The organism is Kribbella lupini (assembly GCF_039529595.1).
Lineage (GTDB): Bacteria > Actinomycetota > Actinomycetes > Propionibacteriales > Kribbellaceae > Kribbella > Kribbella lupini.
In genome coordinates this window covers 668,054-686,154 of the sequence record NZ_BAAANC010000003.1, presented here as the reverse complement: position 1 = coordinate 686,154, position 18,101 = coordinate 668,054, and the positions used below count along the sequence as shown (strand labels likewise).

General features: G+C 70.8%; 13 protein-coding genes and 1 pseudogene. 11 read left to right on the top strand and 3 right to left on the bottom strand.

The annotated features are described in order from the left end of the window. The first annotated feature begins 76 nt into the window (after positions 1–76). Positions 77–5,920, top strand: a complete 5,844-nt coding sequence (locus ABD235_RS29355; protein ID WP_344179978.1) for an Ig-like domain-containing protein — start codon at positions 77–79, stop codon at positions 5,918–5,920. Positions 5,921–5,971: 51 nt separating this feature from the next. Here the strand turns inward: ABD235_RS29355 and ABD235_RS29350 are convergent, their stop codons facing one another. Continuing rightward, the gene (locus ABD235_RS29350) at positions 5,972–6,496 is read right to left on the bottom strand and encodes a GNAT family N-acetyltransferase (RefSeq protein ID WP_344179975.1); all 525 of its coding nucleotides are present in this window, start codon (positions 6,494–6,496) and stop codon (positions 5,972–5,974) included. A gap of 85 nt (positions 6,497–6,581) precedes the next feature. Here ABD235_RS29350 and ABD235_RS29345 point away from each other — a divergent pair, with 85 nt between their 5' ends. Next, complete coding sequence (locus ABD235_RS29345; RefSeq protein ID WP_344179973.1) at positions 6,582–7,457, top strand: alpha/beta fold hydrolase; 876 nt, start codon at positions 6,582–6,584, stop codon at positions 7,455–7,457. On the opposite strand, the gene ABD235_RS29340 is transcribed toward ABD235_RS29345, so the two are convergent. After that, entirely contained in the window at positions 7,423–8,319 is an 897-nt protein-coding gene (locus tag ABD235_RS29340) for an RNA polymerase sigma-70 factor (protein ID WP_344179971.1), read from the bottom strand. The genes ABD235_RS29345 and ABD235_RS29340 overlap by 35 nt on opposite strands. After that, complete coding sequence (locus tag ABD235_RS29335) at positions 8,316–8,867, bottom strand: carboxymuconolactone decarboxylase family protein (RefSeq protein ID WP_344179969.1); 552 nt, start codon at positions 8,865–8,867, stop codon at positions 8,316–8,318. Before ABD235_RS29335 ends, ABD235_RS29340 begins: the two co-directional genes overlap by 4 nt. A 137-nt stretch (positions 8,868–9,004) precedes the next feature. Between ABD235_RS29335 and argC the strand changes: the two genes are divergently transcribed. The 9 genes and pseudogenes from argC to ABD235_RS29290 all read left to right on the top strand — a co-directional run. Continuing rightward, a complete protein-coding gene (gene argC / locus ABD235_RS29330) occupies positions 9,005–10,036 on the top strand; it encodes an N-acetyl-gamma-glutamyl-phosphate reductase (protein WP_344179967.1) in 1,032 nt (343 codons plus the stop codon). Continuing rightward, entirely contained in the window at positions 10,033–11,235 is a 1,203-nt protein-coding gene (gene argJ / locus ABD235_RS29325) for a bifunctional glutamate N-acetyltransferase/amino-acid acetyltransferase ArgJ (protein ID WP_344179965.1), read from the top strand. Before argC ends, argJ begins: the two co-directional genes overlap by 4 nt. 26 nt (positions 11,236–11,261) lie before the next feature. Further along, positions 11,262–12,152 (top strand): acetylglutamate kinase, encoded by an 891-nt coding sequence (gene argB, locus ABD235_RS29320; protein WP_344181336.1) that lies wholly within the window; start codon positions 11,262–11,264, stop codon positions 12,150–12,152. Beyond that, positions 12,149–13,378 (top strand): acetylornithine transaminase, encoded by a 1,230-nt coding sequence (locus ABD235_RS29315; protein WP_344179963.1) that lies wholly within the window; start codon positions 12,149–12,151, stop codon positions 13,376–13,378. The genes argB and ABD235_RS29315 overlap by 4 nt, the downstream gene beginning before the upstream one ends. Before the next feature lie 154 nt (positions 13,379–13,532). Then, positions 13,533–14,465, top strand: a complete 933-nt coding sequence (gene argF, locus ABD235_RS29310) for an ornithine carbamoyltransferase (protein ID WP_344179961.1) — start codon at positions 13,533–13,535, stop codon at positions 14,463–14,465. 161 nt (positions 14,466–14,626) lie between these two features. After that, on the top strand, positions 14,627–15,166 hold the full coding sequence (locus ABD235_RS29305) for an arginine repressor (protein WP_344181334.1): 540 nt from the start codon (positions 14,627–14,629) through the stop codon (positions 15,164–15,166). Between the two features lie 70 nt (positions 15,167–15,236). Then, positions 15,237–16,652: an argininosuccinate lyase gene (argH, locus tag ABD235_RS29300; RefSeq protein WP_344179959.1), complete on the top strand. Its 1,416-nt coding sequence runs from the start codon at positions 15,237–15,239 to the stop codon at positions 16,650–16,652. 415 nt (positions 16,653–17,067) lie between these two features. Then, on the top strand, positions 17,068–17,739 hold the full coding sequence (locus ABD235_RS29295) for a DNA-3-methyladenine glycosylase (RefSeq protein WP_344179957.1): 672 nt from the start codon (positions 17,068–17,070) through the stop codon (positions 17,737–17,739). Between the two features lie 80 nt (positions 17,740–17,819). After that, positions 17,820–18,101 (top strand): annotated as a pseudogene (locus ABD235_RS29290) (hypothetical protein); the annotation flags it as partial.

Below are 18,101 nucleotides of genomic sequence, written 5' to 3'. Positions count from 1 at the left end.
CGTTGTCTCTGCGCTGGCCCGTTTCGCCCCGGTGCCGACGCGATGCAGGACGTGCGGTTTGGGGAGGGGCGGAACTGTGGGCAGGAGCTCGGGACGTTCCCGGCCGGTACTGGCGATCCTGCTGACGTTCGTCGTGCTGGGCGCGGTGGCGCCCGCGGCCGCCTACCAGGTGCCCTCGGCACCCTTCGGGCAAACCCGGACGGCGACCGCAACCATGCCCGGCTCAGGCCTGACCCAGACGATCGCGGTCACCGGCAGGACCGAGTTGCTCGACGCAACGACCTCCGGCGACCACGGCTCCGCCGCCGACACCTACCAACCGGCCCTCGCGCGGACCACTCCGGCGCAGGATCTGCTGGTCAACACCGGTGACTGCGCGGCGACCGGAAACTGCGGCAACCGCGGCACGCTGACGATCACCTTCTCGCAGCCGGTTCGCAACCCGGTCCTGCACCTCGCCGGGATCGGCGGCGCGTCCACCCAGAGTGTCAACGGGACACCGCGCGGCCAGTCCGAGCTGCACACCGTGCTCAAGCTCGGCACGGCCGGCCTCAGCCTCCGGAAGGTGGGCCAGGGCAACAACCTCGCCGTCACCAGCGACACGATCACCGCGCTCGACCACGACGCCGGCCCGAGCTGCGTGAACACCGGCACCGGCGACGGCCTTCCCTCCACCGCGACCGCGGCCTGCGGGTCGGTCCAGGTGAACGGCATCGCCACGACCGTCAGCTTCGACCTGACCGCGATCTTCACCAAGCACCCGAAACTGCCGGCCTTCAACACCACGACCTCGGCCGACGCGTTCTCGGTCGTCGCCTCGGTCGGCGAGGACTTCGGCGACGCGCCGTCGTCGTACGGCGCCGCCTGGTCGGTGCTCAGCGACCTGCGGATCGGCGCCGACGCGACCGAGGACAACGCGGCCGTCGCCAACGCGAAGACCGGCCCGACGACGCCCGACCGGGCCGACGACGGGGTCAGCTTCGGCCCGCTGCTCACCAGCGCCACGTCGTACGCGGTGCCGGTGGGCCTGACCGGCGCGTCGAAGCCCGGCCAGGTCTGCGGCTGGATCGACCTGAATCGCAACGGCACCTTCGAGGCCGTCGAGCGGGCCTGCTCGACCTTCGCGGCCGGGCAGGGCGAGACGACGCTGAGCTGGGCCAAGTTCGGGAAGCTCGGCCCGGCCGGGCCGACCACCGCGCGGATCCGCGCCGGGTACACGGCGGCCCAGGTCGAGAAGCCGACCGGCGCCGCGGACTCCGGCGAGGTCGAGGACTACCCGCTCGCGATCAAGCCGCCGCCTCCGCCGGTCGCCGTCAACGACACGGCCAGTACGCCGTACGACACCGGCATCACGACCGATGTCCTCGGCAACGACAAGGCAGGCGACCCCAGTACGCCGTTGCAGCCGAGCTCACTCTGCCTGGTCGACGGCACGGCCTGCCGCCAGATGGTCAACGTGGTGGGTCGCGGCAAGTACGTCGCCAAACCGGACGGCCGAATCGACTTCGACCCGGTGCCGGGTTTCGTGGGCGTCGCGGAGCCGGTCACGTACCGGGTTGCCGACAGCAACGGCGCGACGGCCGAGGCGACGCTGACCGTGACGGTCGAGCTGCCGGCCAAGCCGGTGGCCGCGCCCGACACCGCGACCACCGCGCAGAACGTCAGCCTCGGGATCACGCCGCTGGCCAACGACAAGGCCGCGCCGGGCGTCACCCTCGACCCGAGGACCGTGCAGTTGCGCGACCCGGCCGGCGGTACCGCGAAGGAGGATCCGGCCTTCAAGAAGAAGGTGGTCGTCCCGGGCCAGGGCAGCTACACGGTCAAGCCCGACGGCGGTGTCGACTTCGTCCCGCTGCCGCGCTTCACCGGCGTCGCGACCACGATCGGGTACCGGGTCGCCGACAGCACCGGCCAGCTGACCGAGTCGACGCTGGTCGTCACCGTCACGCCGGTCACACCGAAGGCGCTCGGCGACTCGGTGAGTACGCCGTTCGACACCAATGCCGTGGTCGAGGTGCTCGCCAACGACGAGCCCGGATCGCCGGACGCTCCGCTGGACCCGGCGTCGCTGATGCTCGTCGAGCCGGGGTCCGGCAAGCTGGTGAGCAAGGTCGTGATCGCGCGGCAGGGCGAGTTCCAGGTGGCCGAAGGCAAGATCGTGTTCGCGCCGGCAACCGGGTTCCAGGGCAGCACGACCGCGCTGAGCTATCAGGTGCTGGACAAGAACGGGACCGCGACCCGCGCGCAGCTCGTGGTGAGTGTCGACGCCCCCGGGCCGCCGGTGGCGAACCCGGACACCCTGACCACGCTGCAGGGCACTCCGGCGTACGCGTCGGTGCTGGCCAACGACAAGCCTGGCCCGACCGGTGCCGCGCTGGATCCCGAGAGCCTGCGGTTGTTCCCGACTGCGGGGCGGAGCGAGGTGGGGCCGACGCTCGAGGTTCCGGGGCAGGGGAGGTACTCGACCCGCCCGGACGGGCGGATCCTCTTCGAGCCGCTGCCGGCGTTCCACGGCAAGACGACCCCGATCAAGTACCAGGTTGCTGATGGCAACAAGGCGATCGGCTCGGCCACGCTGAGCGTCGAGGTCACCCGCGTCCAGCCCGACGCGACCGACGACACCGCCAGTACGGCGTACGACACGAACCTGACGGTCAAGGTGCTGGCCAACGACACGGCGGGCGACCCGGCGCTGCCGCTGGTGCCGACCAGCCTGCGCCTGATCGACCCGATCGGCGAGGTGCCGCGTCAGGTGGTCGTCGTCGACGGCGAGGCGACCTTCACGGCGAAGCCGGACGGCACGGTCGAGGTCGACCCGCTGCCGACGTTCACCGGGGTCGCGACGCCGCTCGCCTACACGGTCTCCGACGTGAACGGTACGCCGGCCGGCGCGGCCCTGACGGTCACGATCGCGAAGCCTTCCCCTCCGGTGGCCAAGCCCGACACCGCCCGGACGCCGCAGGACGTGACGCTGCAGCTCGATGCTCTGGCCAATGACCAAGCAGGGCGGGGGACCGGGCTCGACCCGCTCAGCCTGGTGCTGATTGATCCGGCCGACGGCTCGCTACGGAAGGTGGTGACGGTTCCGGGCCAGGCACGGTGGAGTGTCGATCCTGACGGGACCGTGGTGTTCGATCCGATCCCGTCGTTCACGGGGACGGCGACGACGCTGCAATACCGGGTGTCGGACTGGTTCGACCAGGCAACGCGGTCGACGATCGCGGTGACGGTCACGCCGGTGACTCCGGTCGCGGTGGACGACAGCGTTTCGACGCCGTACGACAAGGTCGCGACGGTTCGCGTGCTGGGCAACGACAAGGCCGGGGCCGCGACGGCGCCGCTGGTGCCAGGGAGTCTGCGGCTCGAGGATCCGGCCGACGGCGTGTTCAAGCCGTCGGTGACCGTGAAGGGACAAGGGGTCTTCACCGCGCGCGGCGGGGTGGTGGTCTTCGATCCGGCGGCCGGGTTCAGCGGATCGACGACGGACCTGACCTATCAGGTCGCCGACGACAACGGGACGCTCGCGACCGCGGTGCTGCGGATCGTCGTCGGGGCGCCGCCGGTCGCGCGGCCGGACACGGCGTCGACGCTGCAGGACGTGAGTGTGACGGTGAACGTGCTGAGCAACGACAGCCCGGGCACCGACGCGAAGCTCGACCCGGCTTCCGTCGTACTGCGGGACGCTTCCCAGCGGTCGGACTTCGCCCGGACGGTGACCGTGGCCGGGCAGGGGACGTACACCGTGCAGGACAGTGGGGCCGTGCTGTTCGATCCGCTGCCGGCGTTCCGCGGCAAGGGGCGGCCGATCACCTACCGCGTTGCCGACAGCAACAAGACGACCGCGACCGCGACACTGCTGCTGAGCACCACCCCGATCGATCCGTTCACGGTCGACGACTCGGCGATCACGCCGTTCAACCGGGCGATCACGATCGACGTCCTCGCGAACGACAAGCCGGGTGACCCGAGCGCGCCGCTGGTCGCGGGGAGCCTGCTGCTGAAGGATCCCGCGGACGACGTCTACCGGGCGAAGGTGACGCAGCCGCGCGAGGGGACGTACGTCGCGGACAAGACCGGGCGGGTGACCTTCACACCGGTCAAGGACTACCAAGGCGTGACGACCCCGGCGACGTACCGGGTCACCGACGACAACGGCACGACCGCGGAGGGGCTGCTGTTCCTCACCGTCGGCAAGGGGCCGGAGGCGAAGCCGGACAGCGTCACGACCAAGCAGAACGGCGCGGTGACCTTCGACCCGCTGGCCAACGACGTGCCGGGGACGGCGGCTGAACTGGAGAAGACGTCGGTTCAGCTCTACGGCACGTCGTCGATCCGGGTCTGGGAGCGGAAGGTGACGATCGCCGGGCAGGGGACGTTCTCGGTCGACGCCGTGACCGGTGCGATCACCTTCGCGCCGGTGCCGACGTTCAGCGGGCGGAGCGCTGTTGGCTATCAGGTGACCGACACGAGTGGGAACAAGTCCGCGGCGACGGCGACCGTGACGGTGACGCGCATCGACCCGGTGGCGGTCGACGACACGGCGACGACGGCGTTCGACACTCCGCTCACGGTGCCGGTGCTGGGCAACGACAAGCCGGGCGATCCGAGTGCGCCGCTGGTGCCCGGGTCGGTCCGGGTGATCGATCCGGCGACCGGGGACGCGGTGTCGTCGTTGCGGGTTGCCGGGCAAGGGACGTGGACGGCGCAGCCCGACGGGGGAGTGCGGCTCGTCCCGGAGGGCGGGGCGACGGGATCGGCAACCCCGGTGACTTATCAGGTGAGCGACAAGAACGGCAGCACCGGTACGGCGACGGTCACGGTGACTGTCGACGCCCGGCCTGTCGCGCAGCCTGATCGGGTGAAGACGAAGCAGGGCTCGCCGGTCGTCGTCGATCCGTTGGCCAACGACGAGCCTGGGCCCGGGGCGAAGCTCGATCCCGCGTCGCTGCTGCTGGTCGGGGTGGACGGGAATCTGGTCAGCCGGGTGACTGTCGCCGGGCAAGGCACGTTGGTTGTTGCCGATGGCAAAGTCACGTTCAGCCCGGTGGCGACGTTCACCGGGACCAGCCGGCCGACGCAGTACGAGGTCAAGGACAGCAACCGGAACGCGGCGCGCTCGACGATCGCGGTGACGGTGCTGCCGGTCCGGCCGGTCGCGGTCGACGACAGCGCGCAAACGGCGTACGGGAAGGCCGTGGTCGTTTCGGTGCTGGACAACGATCGGGCCGGTGATCCGTCGGCGGCGCTGGATCCGGCGTCGGTGGTGGTCAGGGATCCGGCGGACGGCAAGGACAAGAAGACCGTCACGATTCCGGGGGAGGGGACGTTCACGGTCGCGACTGCTGGGACCGTGACGTTCAGCCCGGCCGGAGGATTCAGCGGTACGACGCGCGCGGTGGGCTACCGGGTGACGGACAAGAACGGTACGTCGGACACCGCGCGGCTCGAGATCACGGTGACGGCGCCGTCGAGTGCGAAGGCGTTGCCGGACGGTGGGACGTCGACGCCGGGCAGCCCGGTCGTCGTCAACCCGCTGCTGAACGACACGGCGACCGAGGGCGCTGCGTGGATTCCCACGACGGTCTGCCTCGCGACCGGTACGGCGACCTGCGGGCCGCGACTCGTCGTACCGAAGGTCGGTGTGTGGACGGTCCTGCCGGACGGGACGATCCGGCTCGTCCCGGACCGTGCGTTCTCGGGCATCGCGAAGGTCGCCTACCGAGTGACGGACACCGACGGCCGCACGGTCGAGTCGCACCTGAAGATCGCCGTCGGTGCTCAGCCGCCGGTCGATCAGCCGGGCGGTGCGGCACCGGCGGCTGCGACGCTTCCGGACACCGGTGGACCGCCGGCGATGCTGCTGACGCTCGGCGGCCTGCTCGCCGCGCTCGGTCTGACGCTGCTGCGCCGAGGGCGTTAGCCCCAGAGCAGCGAGGCCGGGTCCTGCTGAGGAGCAGGACCCGGCCTCGCTTCAGTTGCGCAGGTCGGTGACGAGCATGATCTCGTCGCGGTAGTCGTCCGGCGCGACCCGGACCGCCCGCGGGTGGCGGCCCACCACGCGATAGCCGAGCTTTCCGTAGAAGGCGTCCAGCCCACCGCCGTCGCGGATCGTCAGCATCAGCTGCTCGAGCCCGAGCCGCTCCGCTGATGACCGCAAGCCGTCCATCAGCAGCCGCCCGGCCCCGCTGCCCTGGTACTTCGGGTGGACCATCACCCGCAGCACCGTCCGCCAGTGCGAGCTCAACTGGCCGCCGTTGGCCACCAGCAGCCCCATCCCGACGTACCGCTCGCCGTTGTGCAGTACGCCGAGCAGGTCGTGCCCCGCCGCCACCCGCTCCAGCGCCAGGTCCAGCGTCTCCGCCACCAGGTGCACCGGCGCCGGCGCGGTGAACCCGACGCTGCCGCCGGCGTCGGTCGCCGCGATCCACGTGTCCAGCAGATCCGCCCGCAACCCGGGGTCCGACACCGCGTCCGCCTCGATCACGACGTACTCCACCAGAACCTCCTAGATGCGACTGGGTTGCAGGAAGAGTCTAAGCCGGCCCACTGGGTACCAGGCCGGGGACCGAAGGGAGAACCAGATGCCGAGCGTCCTGCACCGCACCGTCGATGTGGACGGAGTCGAGATCTTCTACCGCGAAACCGGCCCGCCCGAGGCGCCCGTGCTGCTGCTGCCGCACGGCTATCCGTCCTCGTCGTTCCAGTACCGCGCGCTGCTGCCGGCCCTCGGCGACCAGTGGCGGGTCCTCGCGCCGGACTTCCCGGGATTCGGCTACAGCGCCGCCCCGGACGACTTCGAGTACACCTTCGCCAAGTACGCGACGCTGCTGCAGCGCTTCCTGGACACGCTCGGCGTCGACCGGTTCGTGCTGTACCTGTTCGACTACGGCTCGCAGGTCGGGTTCCAGCTCGCGCTGCGCGACCCCGCGCGGATCACCGGACTGATCATCCAGAACGGCGACGCGTACGAGGAGACGCTCGGACCGAAGTACGCCGCGCTGAAGGAGTACTGGGCCGATCCGACCGACGAGCGACGGGCGGTGCTGGCCGAGGCGGTCAGCTTCGACGGGTTCCGGGAGGAGGCGCTCGGCGAGGTGCCGCCGCACACGGCCGAGCGGATCAGTCCGGACCTGTGGCAGCTGTCCTGGCCGCTGGTGCAGGACCGCCGCGACATCATGTCCGGCTTCTTCCTGGAGATCTGGAAGAGCGTGCGGCAGTACCCGGCGTACCACGCGTACCTGCGGGAGTGGCAGCCGCCGACGCTGATCCTGTGGGGGCCGCAGGACGGGTACATGCCGGCCGAGGCCGCTCGCGCGTACCTGGCCGACGTACCGGAGGCTGAGCTGCACCTGTTCGAGGACGGTGGGCACTGGCTGCTGGAGAGCCACCTGGATGAAGTTGTACCGCTGGTGAGGTCCTTCCTCAGCAGAGTTGGTTCCGGGGCGGTACGCCGGTGAGCTTGTCGGGATTGCGGACGACGTAGATGTGGCTGATCAGGCCGTTCTCGTCGAGCTGCAGGAATCCGGCGGTGTCGACCTCGTCGCCGGCGTAGGCCAGGTAGGCGACCTCGCCGTTGAGCTGGGTGGTGCCGAACTCCATCCCGACCGTCTCCGGCGAGCTGATCACCGCGATCAGCCAGCGGGCGACCTTGTCGGCGCCGTGCACCGGGCGGAGCGCGGCACGGCGCTTGCCGCCGCCGTCGCTGACCAGCTCGACGTCGGGGGCGAGCATGGCGACGACCTGCTCGTAGTCGCCGGACGAGGACGCCGCCATGAAGCGGTTGGTGAGCTCCTGGTGCCGCGCCCTGTCGACGCGGTGCCGCGGCTGCCGCGCGTGCACGTGCTCGCGGGCCCGGTGCGCGAGCTGCCGTACGGCGGACTCGGACCGGCCGAGCGTGTCCCCGATCTCCGAGAACGGCAGGTCGAAGACCTCACGCAGTACGAAGGCGGCCCGCTCCAGCGGCGACAGCGTCTCCAGGACGACGAGCATCGCCATCGACACCGAGTCCGCCACCTCGGCGATCGCGGCCGGGTCCTGCTCGTCCGGCGTCGCGACGATCGGCTCGGGCAGCCACGGCCCGACGTAGTTCTCCCGCCGGGACTTCTGCTGGCGGAGCCGGTTCAGCGCGAGCCGGGTGGTGATGCGGACCAGGTACGCGCGCACGTCGCGCACCTCGGCCCGGTCCGCCGCGGACCACCGCAGCCACGTCTCCTGGACGACGTCCTCGGCGTCGGTCACGCTCCCGACCACCCGGTACGCCGCCCCGACCAGCACCGGCCGGTGCTCGGCGAACTCCTCCGCCAACTCTGTATCACTCACGCCGGCCTCAGCTCGCAGGTCTCCTTGAAGCCCTGGCTGGTCAGCCCGAGCGAGGCGTTGATCCGGGAGCGGTAGTTCTCCAGCGCGATCTGCGCCGTCAGCTCGACCAGGTCGGCCTCGGACAGGTCCTCGAGCAACCGCTCGACCTGCTCGTCGGTCACCGCCGGCGGAGTCGCCGTCGCCGCCACCGCATAACTCATCACCGCGCGCTCCAGCTCCGAGTAGACGTCACTGTCCCGCCACCTTGGCACATCGCGCAGCTTGGCCCGATCGACTTTCTGGTGGTGGAACTCGAAGAACCCGAAATCCATGCACCAGCTGCACCCGATCTCGGCGCTCACCGCCATCGTCGCGAGCGCCTTCAGCGTCGGGTCCAGTCCCTTCCACCGCGCCGCCGACCCCTCCATCGCCAGCATGGTCGTCAGCACCCCCTTGTGGTGCAGCGCGACCTTCCCCGGGTCCAGCACCTCGCCGTACTTGCGCTTGCTGTACCACTCCATCGCCCGCACGAGCACCGTCCGGCGGTGCTCCAGATTGATCCGTGCCATCGCCTGCCTCCTCTGGTCACCCTCCCGGACACGCCACGCCCGGAGGGTTGTGACATGACGTGCGTCACCTAGTCTCGAAGGGCGAGCCCGGGGAAACAGGGTTGGATATTCATGCGTCGTCTGACATACTCATTCACATGACGCTGAGGGTCGCGGTCGCAGGGGCCAGTGGGTACGCCGGGGGAGAGCTGCTCCGGCTGCTCTCGACGCACCCGGAGGTGGAGATCGGGGCGCTGACCGCGGGCGGCAACGCCGGGTCCACCCTGGGGCAGCACCACCCACACTTGACGCCGCTGGCCGGCCGGGTGCTCGAGGAGACCTCCGCGGCGACGCTGGCCGGGCACGACGTCGTGTTCCTGGCGCTCCCGCACGGACAGTCCGCCGAAATCGCCGAGCAGCTCGGCGACGACGTCACCGTGATCGACTGCGGCGCGGACTTCCGGCTGGTCGACTCCGAGGCCTGGATCGAGTTCTACGGCGGCAAGCACGCCGGCCACTGGCCGTACGGCCTGCCCGAGCTCCCCGGTCAGCGCGAGAAGCTCCGCGGCGCGAACCGGGTCGCCGTCCCGGGCTGCTACCCCACCGTGTCCACCCTTGCCCTGCTCCCCGCCGTCCAGGCAGGACTCGTCGACAGCGCCCAACTGGTGGTGGTCGCTGTCAGCGGTACGTCGGGGGCGGGCAAGGGTCCCAAACCGAACCTGCACGGCGCCGAGGTGATGGGCTCGGCCACGGCGTACGGCGTGGGCGGCGTGCACCGGCACACCCCGGAGATCGAGCAGAACCTCGCGCCGCACGCCGACGGTCCGGTCAGCGTCTCGTTCACCCCGGTGCTCGCGCCGATGGCCCGCGGCATCCTCGCGACCGCCAGCGCCCCGGTCACCGAGGGCACCACGATCGAGCAGCTCCGCGCCGTCTACGAGCAGGCGTACGGCGACGAGCCGTTCATCCACGTGCTGCCCGAGGGGCAGTGGCCGCAGACCCAGGCCACCTTGGGCGCGAACACCGTGCACCTCCAGCTCGCCCTGGACCAGCGCACCGGCCGCGTCGTCGTCGTGGCCGCCCTCGACAACCTCACCAAAGGCACCGCCGGTGCCGCCGTGCAGTGCATGAACCTGGCCGCCGGTCTCGACGAGACCCTGGCCCTTCCCCTCGTAGGAGTCGCCCCGTGACCGCAACCGTCACCCCGTCCGCCTCGGTCGATCGGAGCGCCGGGGTCACCGCGCCGGCCGGCTTCCGCGCGGCCGGGGTGATTGCCGGGATCAAGCCCGCGGGCAAGCCCGACCTGACCCTGGTGGTCAACGACGGCCCGGAGTACGCCGCGGCCGGCGTCTTCACCACCAACAAGGTGAAGGCCGCGCCGGTGCTCTGGTCCCAGCAGGTGCTGACCGCCGGGAAGCTGAAGGCCGCCGTGCTGAACTCCGGCGGTGCGAACGCGTGCACCGGTCCGGAGGGCTTCCAGGACACGCACAAGACCGCCGAGGAGCTGGCCTCGATCCTCGGCGTCGGCGCGATCGAGATCGGCGTGTGCTCGACCGGTCTGATCGGTGAGCGCCTGCCGATGGACAAGGTGCTGCCCGGTCTGAAGGCCGTGGTCGATGCTTTGGGTGACACGGCCGAGCACAGCCTGGCCGCCGCGACCGCGGTGATGACCACCGACAACGTGCCGAAGCAGGCGGTGCTGAAGCACGACGGCGGCTGGAGCATCGGCGGCTTCGCCAAGGGCGCCGGGATGTGCGCGCCGAACATGGCGACCATGCTCAGCGTGATCACCACCGACGCCGTACTGGACCAGCCGCACCTCGACCACGCGCTGCGCAACGCGGTCGGCAAGACGTTCAACCGGCTCGACGTCGACGGCGGGACGTCGACCAACGACACCGTGCTGCTGCTCAGCTCGGGCGCGTCCGGGGTCACGGTCACGCCCGAGGAGTTCGAGGTCGCGCTGACCGCGCTGGCCGCCGACCTGGTCAAGCAGCTGCAGGCCGACGCCGAGGGCGTCACCAAGCACGTCAGCATCACCGTGAAGAACGCCGCCACCGAGGCCGAGGCGGTCGCCGCCGCGAAGGTCGTTGCCGAGGACAACCTCTGCAAGACCGCCTTCTTCGCCGCCGATCCGAACTGGGGACGGATCGCGATGGCGGTCGGCAACGCGCCGACGGCGTTCGACCCGCAGCTGCTCGACATCACGCTGAACGGCGCCGCGATCTGCGTGGCCGGCGGCAAGGGCGTCGACCGCTCCGAGGCGGACCTGTCCGGGCTGGAGATCGACGTCGTGATCGACCTGCACGCGGGCGACGCGTCGGCCACGGTGCTCACCACCGACCTGTCCCACGCGTACGTCGAAGAGAACTCGGCGTACTCGTCGTGACGGCGACAGAGCAGTCCAAGGTGAAGATCGGTACGGCGGCCGCCGCGCAGGCGAACGCGGTCGAGAAGGCCGCGGTGCTGACCGAGGCGCTGCCGTGGCTGAAGGAGTTCCACGGCAAGACGATCGTGGTGAAGTACGGCGGCAACGCGATGGTCGACGACGAGCTGAAGCAGGCGTTCGCGTCCGACATCGTGTTCCTGCGGCACTGCGGCGTGCGGGTGGTCGTCGTGCACGGTGGCGGCCCGCAGATCAGCGAGATGCTGGGCCGGCTCGGAATCGACAGCGAGTTCCGGGGCGGGCTGCGGGTGACCACGCCCGAGGCGATGGACGTGGTCGGCATGGTCCTGGTGGGCAAGGTCGGTCGCGAGCTGGTCGGCCTGCTGAACGCGCACGGCCCGTTCGCGGTCGGGATGTCCGGTGAGGACGCCGGGCTGTTCACCGCCGAGCGGCGCGGACTGATGATCGACGGCGAGGCGGTCGACATCGGCCTGGTCGGCGACGTCGTGGACGTCCGGCCCGAAGCGGTGATCGACCTGATCGACGCCGGCCGGATCCCGGTCGTGTCCACGATCGCGCCGGACGAGGACGGCCAGGCCCACAACGTGAACGCCGACACCGCCGCGTCCGCGCTCGCGGTCGCGCTGGGCGCCGAGAAGCTCGTCGTCCTGACCGACGTCGCGGGGCTCTACCGCAACTGGCCGGACAGCGACGACATCATCACCCAGATCGACGCCGCCGAGCTCGCCGAGCTGCTGCCGACGCTGGCCTCGGGCATGGTGCCGAAGATGGAGGCCTGCCTGCGCGCCGTGCAGTCCGGCGTCTCCCGGGCGACCGTGATCGACGGCCGGGTGCCGCACTCGCTGCTGCTGGAGATCTTCACCGACGCCGGAAGTGGAACCCAGGTGATCCCGTCATGACCGAACTCATGCCGCCCGAACTGAGCGAACTGTCCACCGGTGGCGGGAACGGCGCCGCGCTGACCGAGCGCTACACGCACTCGTTGATGAACACCTTCGGGCCGCCCAAGAAGGTGCTGGTCCGCGGTGAGGGCGCCTACCTGTGGGACGCCGACGGCAAGAAGTACCTCGACCTGCTCGGCGGGCTCGCGGTGAACTCGCTCGGCCACGCGCACCCGTTCATCGTGTCCGCGGTGACCAGTCAGCTCACCACGCTCGGGCACGTGTCGAACTTCTTCGCCTCCGCGCCGCAGATCGCGCTGGCCGAGAAGCTGCTCTCGCTGATCGACGCGCCCGACGGCAAGGTGTTCTTCACCAACTCGGGCACCGAGGCGAACGAAGCGGCGTTCAAGATCACCCGCAAGACCGGCCGGACCAAGATCGTCTCCACCGTCGGCGCCTTCCACGGCCGGACGATGGGCGCGCTCGCGATCACCTGGAAGCCGGCGTACCGCGAGCAGTTCGCGCCGCTGCCCGGTGACGTCACGTTCGTCCCGTACGGCGACGCCGCCGCGCTCGAGGCCGCCGTCGACGACGAGACGGCCGCGGTCGTGCTCGAACCGATCCAGGGCGAGAACGGCGTCATCGTACCGCCGTCCGGTTATCTCCAGGCGGCGCGGCGAATCACGTCGGAGCACGGCGCCCTGCTGTGGATCGACGAGATCCAGACCGGCGTCGGCCGGACCGGCGACTGGTTCGCCTTCCAGGCCGAGGGCATCGTGCCGGACCTGGTGACGGTCGCGAAAGGGCTCGGCGCGGGGATCCCGATCGGCGCGTGCCTCGGCTTCGGGGCCGCGTCCGAGCTGCTGCAGCCGGGGAACCACGGGACGACGTTCGGTGGGAACCCGGTGGCGTCGATCGCGGGGCTGGCTGTTCTGACGGTGATCGAGCGGGACGGCCTGCTCGCGAACGTGAGTGCCATCGGCAACCACCTGGCGACGGCGATCGAAGCGTTGGACCACCCGCTGATCGCCGGAGTCCGGGGGCGCGGGCTGCTGCTGGCGATCCAGCTGACGCAGCCGGTGTCCGACCAGGTCGCGGCGCTGGCGATGGAGGCGGGGTTCGTGATCAACAACCCGATTCCCGATGCTTTGCGCCTCGCGCCGCCGTACATTCTGACCAAGGCGGACGCGGACAGCTTCGTGGCGGCCCTGCCGGCGCTGCTCGACAAGGTGGAGGTTCCATGACTGTGCTTTTGGCCTCGCCTTCGGCTCGGCGGGTTTTGGGGCTTTGTCTCCCGGTCTTCCCTCGTCGGTCGGTCGCTGCGCTCCCTCCCTCCTCAGTCCAGACCGGGAGGCCCCAAAACCTTCGGGTGCTCGTTGATTCAAGTCGGGAGGGGTTGTGATCAGGCATTTTCTACGGGATGACGACCTCAGTCCTGTCGAGCAGGACGAGGTGCTGACGCTCGCTGCTCAGCTGGCAGGTGACCGGTTCGGGCACAAGCCGCTGGCCGGCCCGCAGACCGTGGCGGTGATCTTCGACAAGACGTCGACGCGGACGCGGATCTCGTTCGCCGTCGGGATCGCCGATCTCGGTGGGGTGCCGCTGATCATCGACGCCCAGACGTCGCAGCTCGGGCGTGGCGAACCGATCGCGGACACCGCGCGGGTGCTCGACCGCCAGGTCGCGGCGATCGTGTGGCGGACCGCGGGGCAGACCCGGATCGAGGAGATGGCCGGTGCGTCGAAGGTGCCGGTGATCAACGCGCTGACCGACGAGTTCCACCCGTGCCAGATCCTCGCTGACCTGCTGACGGTCCGGCAGCACAAGGGCAAGACGGCCGGGCTGAAGCTGACCTACCTCGGTGACGGCGCGAACAACATGTCCCACTCGTACCTGCTCGGTGGCGCGACCGCGGGCATGCACGTCGTCATCGGCTCGCCGGCCGAGTACCAGCCGGATCCGGCAATCCTCGCCAAGGCGGTGGAGATCGCCGCCACGACCGGCGGCTCGGTCACCTGGACCGACGACGCCTCCGCGGCCGTCTCCGGCGCGGACGTCGTGGCCACCGACACCTGGGTCTCGATGGGCCAGGAGGCCGAGGCCGAGCTGCGCGAGGCGCCGTTCGTGCCGTACTCGGTCACCGAGCAGCTGATGACGAAGGCCGCCGCCGACGCGATCGTGCTGCACTGCCTGCCGGCGTACCGGGGCAAGGAGATCGACGCTGCGGTGCTCGACGGTCCGCAGTCCGTCGTCTGGGACGAGGCGGAGAACCGCCTGCACGCCCAGAAGGCCTTGCTTTCCTGGCTCCTGGCCCGAAACTTCTCCTCATGACTCCGAACGACTCGGACCGCCAGGCGCGGTCCGCGACCGACGTGACCGAGACCGCTACCGGGGCTCGCCAGGCGAGGTCCGCGAGCGACGTAACCGACCGGGCGATCGTCGCCACCGGCGCCGGCCAGGCGCGGAACGCGAGCGACGCGACCGCGCGGGCAATCGCCGCCACCGGCGCGGAGCAGCGCATCGCACCGACCACGAAGACCGCACGTCAGCAGCGGATCGTGGAGTTGCTGGGCCGTCAGCCGGTGCGTTCGCAGACCGAGCTGGCCGAGCTGCTCGGCGAAGCCGGCCTCGGGGTCGGCCAGGCGACGTTGTCGCGGGACCTGGTGGAGATCGGCGCGGTCAAGGTCCGGGACGCGATCGGCCAGCTCGTGTACGCGGTACCGGGGGAGGGCGGGGATCGCAGCCCGCGCGCCGGCGAGGCGGCTGCTTTCGAGGCCCGGTTGGCGCGCGTTGCGTCGGAGCTGCTGGTCTCGGCGGAAGGCAGCGCGAACCTGGTGATTCTGCGAACGCCGCCGGGGGCCGCGCAGTACTTCGCGTCGGCGATCGACCATGTCGGGCTGGACGACGTCCTCGGGACGATCGCGGGGGACGACACCGTGATGGTCGTGTCGCGCAACCCCACCGGGGGAGAGGCGCTGGCCGCTCGCTTTCTCAGCTTGGCGGCGCGGACCGAGAAGGACTCCGGGAACTAGTTGCTTTCAGCAACGGAGTGAGCTGCACCCCCAACTGCTGTGTTTCGTGGTGTCTTGAGAGGATTGCTGGATGAGTACGGGAGAGAGTGCGGCGTTGTGGGGCGGCCGGTTCGCCGGTGGACCGGCGGACGCGTTGGCGGCGCTGAGCAAGTCGACCCAGTTCGACTGGCGCCTGGCGCCGTACGACATCGCTGGGTCGAAGGCGCACGCGAAGGTGCTGCACCGCGCGGGCCTGCTGACCGACGACGAGCTCGAGGGCATGCTGCGCGGGCTCGACGAGCTGCTGACCGACGTACTGTCCGGTGCTTTCCTTCCCGCCGAGGACGACGAGGACGTGCACACGGCGCTCGAGCGTGGCCTGCTGGAGCGGTTGGGCGCCGAGCTCGGTGGCCGGCTCCGTGCCGGACGGTCGCGGAACGACCAGGTTGCGACGCTCTTCCGCAGCTACCTGCGGGAGCACGGCCGGATCATCGCGCGGCTCGTGCTCGACCAGATCAACACCCTCGCCGACCAGGCGGAGAAGCACCTCGGCGTGGCGATGCCGGGCCGGACGCATCTGCAGCACGCGCAGCCGGTGCTGCTCTCGCACCACCTGCTCGCGCACGCCTGGCCGTTGATCCGCGACCTCGAGCGGCTCGCCGAGTGGGACGCGCGCGTCGCGGCCGATTCGCCGTACGGCGCGGGCGCGCTGGCCGGGTCCTCGCTCGGGCTGGACCCGCTGTTCGTCGCGACCGAGCTCGGCTTCACCAACTCCTCGCCGAACTCGATCGACGGGACGTCGGCGCGGGACTTCGTGGCGGAGTTCGCGTTCGTCACCGCGCAGATCGGCGTCGACCTCTCCCGGCAGGCCGAGGAGATCATCCTCTGGGCGACCAAGGAGTTCGGATTCGTCCGGCTGGACGACGCGTTCTCGACCGGGTCGTCGATCATGCCGCAGAAGAAGAACCCGGACATCGCCGAGTTGGCGCGCGGCAAGTCGGGTCGGTTGATCGGCAACCTGACCGGCCTGCTGGCGACGCTGAAGGCGCAGCCGCTCGCGTACAACCGGGACCTGCAGGAGGACAAGGAGCCGGTCTTCGACTCCGTCGACACCCTGGAGGTCCTGCTGCCGGCGTTCACGGGGATGATCCGGACGCTGGTGTTCGACACCGCCCGGCTGGAGGAGCTGGCGCCGCAGGGGTTCTCGCTGGCCACGGACATCGCGGAGTGGCTGGTGCGGGAGAAAGTGCCGTTCCGGGTCGCCCACGAGCTGGCCGGGGCGTGCGTGCAGGAGTGCGAGAAGCGCGGCATCGAACTGTGGGATCTCACCGATTCCGAGCTCGCCGCGATCTCGCCGCACCTGACGCCGGACGTCCGGACGGTGCTCACGGTGGAAGGCTCGATCTCTTCCCGCAACGCCCGCGGCGGCACCGCCAAGGACCGCGTCACCGAGCAACTCGCCGAACTCCGCACCCGGGCAGCCGAGCAGACCGCCCGCCTCGCCTGAACCAGGGCCCGGCCCGGCTCGGTCGCGCCGGCTCTAACTGGCCGACCGGCTCCGCCGGGTCGCGGGCGATCAGCCGCGCGGGCTCTGACTGGCCGACCGGCTCCGCCGGGTCGCGGGCGATCAGCCGTGCCAGCTTTCACTGGCGACCGGCTCGGTTCGGTCGCGGTCGACCGGCCGCGCGGGCTCTGACTGGCCGACCGGCTCCGCCGGGTCGCGGGCGATCGGCCGTGCCGGCTTTCACTGGCGACCGGCTCGGTTCGGTTGCGCTCGACCGGCCGCGCGGGCTCTGACTGGCCGACCGGCTCCGCTGGGTCGCGGGCGATCAGCCGTGCCAGCTCTCACTGGCGGCCGGTCCGGCCCGGTCGCGGGCGATCGGCCGCGTCGGCTCTCACTGGCCGGACAGTAGGGTCCAGGCATGCCTGTTCGTCGTACTCAGCTGGCCGACCCGGTGCTGGAGGTGGCCCCTCGGCTGCTCGGCATGGTGCTTCGTCGAACCACCGACGAGGGCGCCGTCGCCGTCCGCATCACCGAGGTCGAGGCATACGACGGTCCGAACGATCCCGGCTCGCACGCCTACCGCGGCGAGACGGCGCGCAATGCGGTGATGTTCGGGCCGGCCGGGTTCCTGTACGTGTACTTCACGTACGGGATGCACTACTGCATGAACGTCAGCGCCGGGCCCGACGGTCAGCCGTCGGCGGTGCTGTTCCGCGCCGGCGAGGTGATCGAGGGCGTCGAACTGGCCCGCAAGCGCCGCGGAGCTCCGGAGCCGGTGGTCGAGAAGTTCAACTCGGCCCTGCCCACCAAACGCCGCGTCGCCACCCGCAACCCCGACTGGGACCTCGCCCGCGGCCCGGCCCGGCTCTGTGTTGCCCTCGGCATCACCAACCGAGACCCCAACGGCACCGACCTGCTGTCGCCCGACTCAGCCGTCCAACTCCTCCCCGGCCCCGGCTTCAACGGCGAACCGTCAACAGGCCCCCGCGTGGGCCTGCGAGAAGCAGCGGACAACCCCTGGCGCTTCTGGATCCCAGACGACCCCACGGTCTCGCCGTACAGGCCGCACATCCCCAAGCGCCGCCCCTAACAGCTCCCCGGGTCCGCTCGCCGCGCCGCCGCGCTCGCCGCGCCGCCGCGCTCGCCGCGCCCCGCGCGACGCTCGACACCGTGCCCGCGACACTCGTCCTGCTCGGGTTCGGGTTCGGACTCGCGCTGCCGCCGATCAGCACGGCCATGCTCGGCGCGACCCCGCAAGACAGCCACGGTCTGGTCACCGCGCTGGTCGTCGTCGCCCGGATGGTCGGCATGCTCGTCGGCTTCTCGGCGCTGACCGCGATCGGACTGCGCCGGTACTACGCGCTCGCGCTCCCCGCGCTCCCGCGCTCGCCGCGCCTCCCCGCGCTCCCGCGCTCTCCGCGCTCTCCGCGCTCTCCGCGCTCTCCGCGCTCT

Coding starts and splice junctions, on each gene's coding strand:
- ABD235_RS29345 (WP_344179973.1), top strand. CDS start 6,582: ATGCCGAGCGTCCTGCACCGCACCGTCGATGTGGACGGAGTCGAGATC.
- ABD235_RS29335 (WP_344179969.1), bottom strand. CDS start 8,867: ATGGCACGGATCAATCTGGAGCACCGCCGGACGGTGCTCGTGCGGGCG.
- argC (WP_344179967.1), top strand. CDS start 9,005: ATGACGCTGAGGGTCGCGGTCGCAGGGGCCAGTGGGTACGCCGGGGGA.
- ABD235_RS29315 (WP_344179963.1), top strand. CDS start 12,149: ATGACCGAACTCATGCCGCCCGAACTGAGCGAACTGTCCACCGGTGGC.
- argH (WP_344179959.1), top strand. CDS start 15,237: ATGAGTACGGGAGAGAGTGCGGCGTTGTGGGGCGGCCGGTTCGCCGGT.
- ABD235_RS29295 (WP_344179957.1), top strand. CDS start 17,068: ATGCCTGTTCGTCGTACTCAGCTGGCCGACCCGGTGCTGGAGGTGGCC.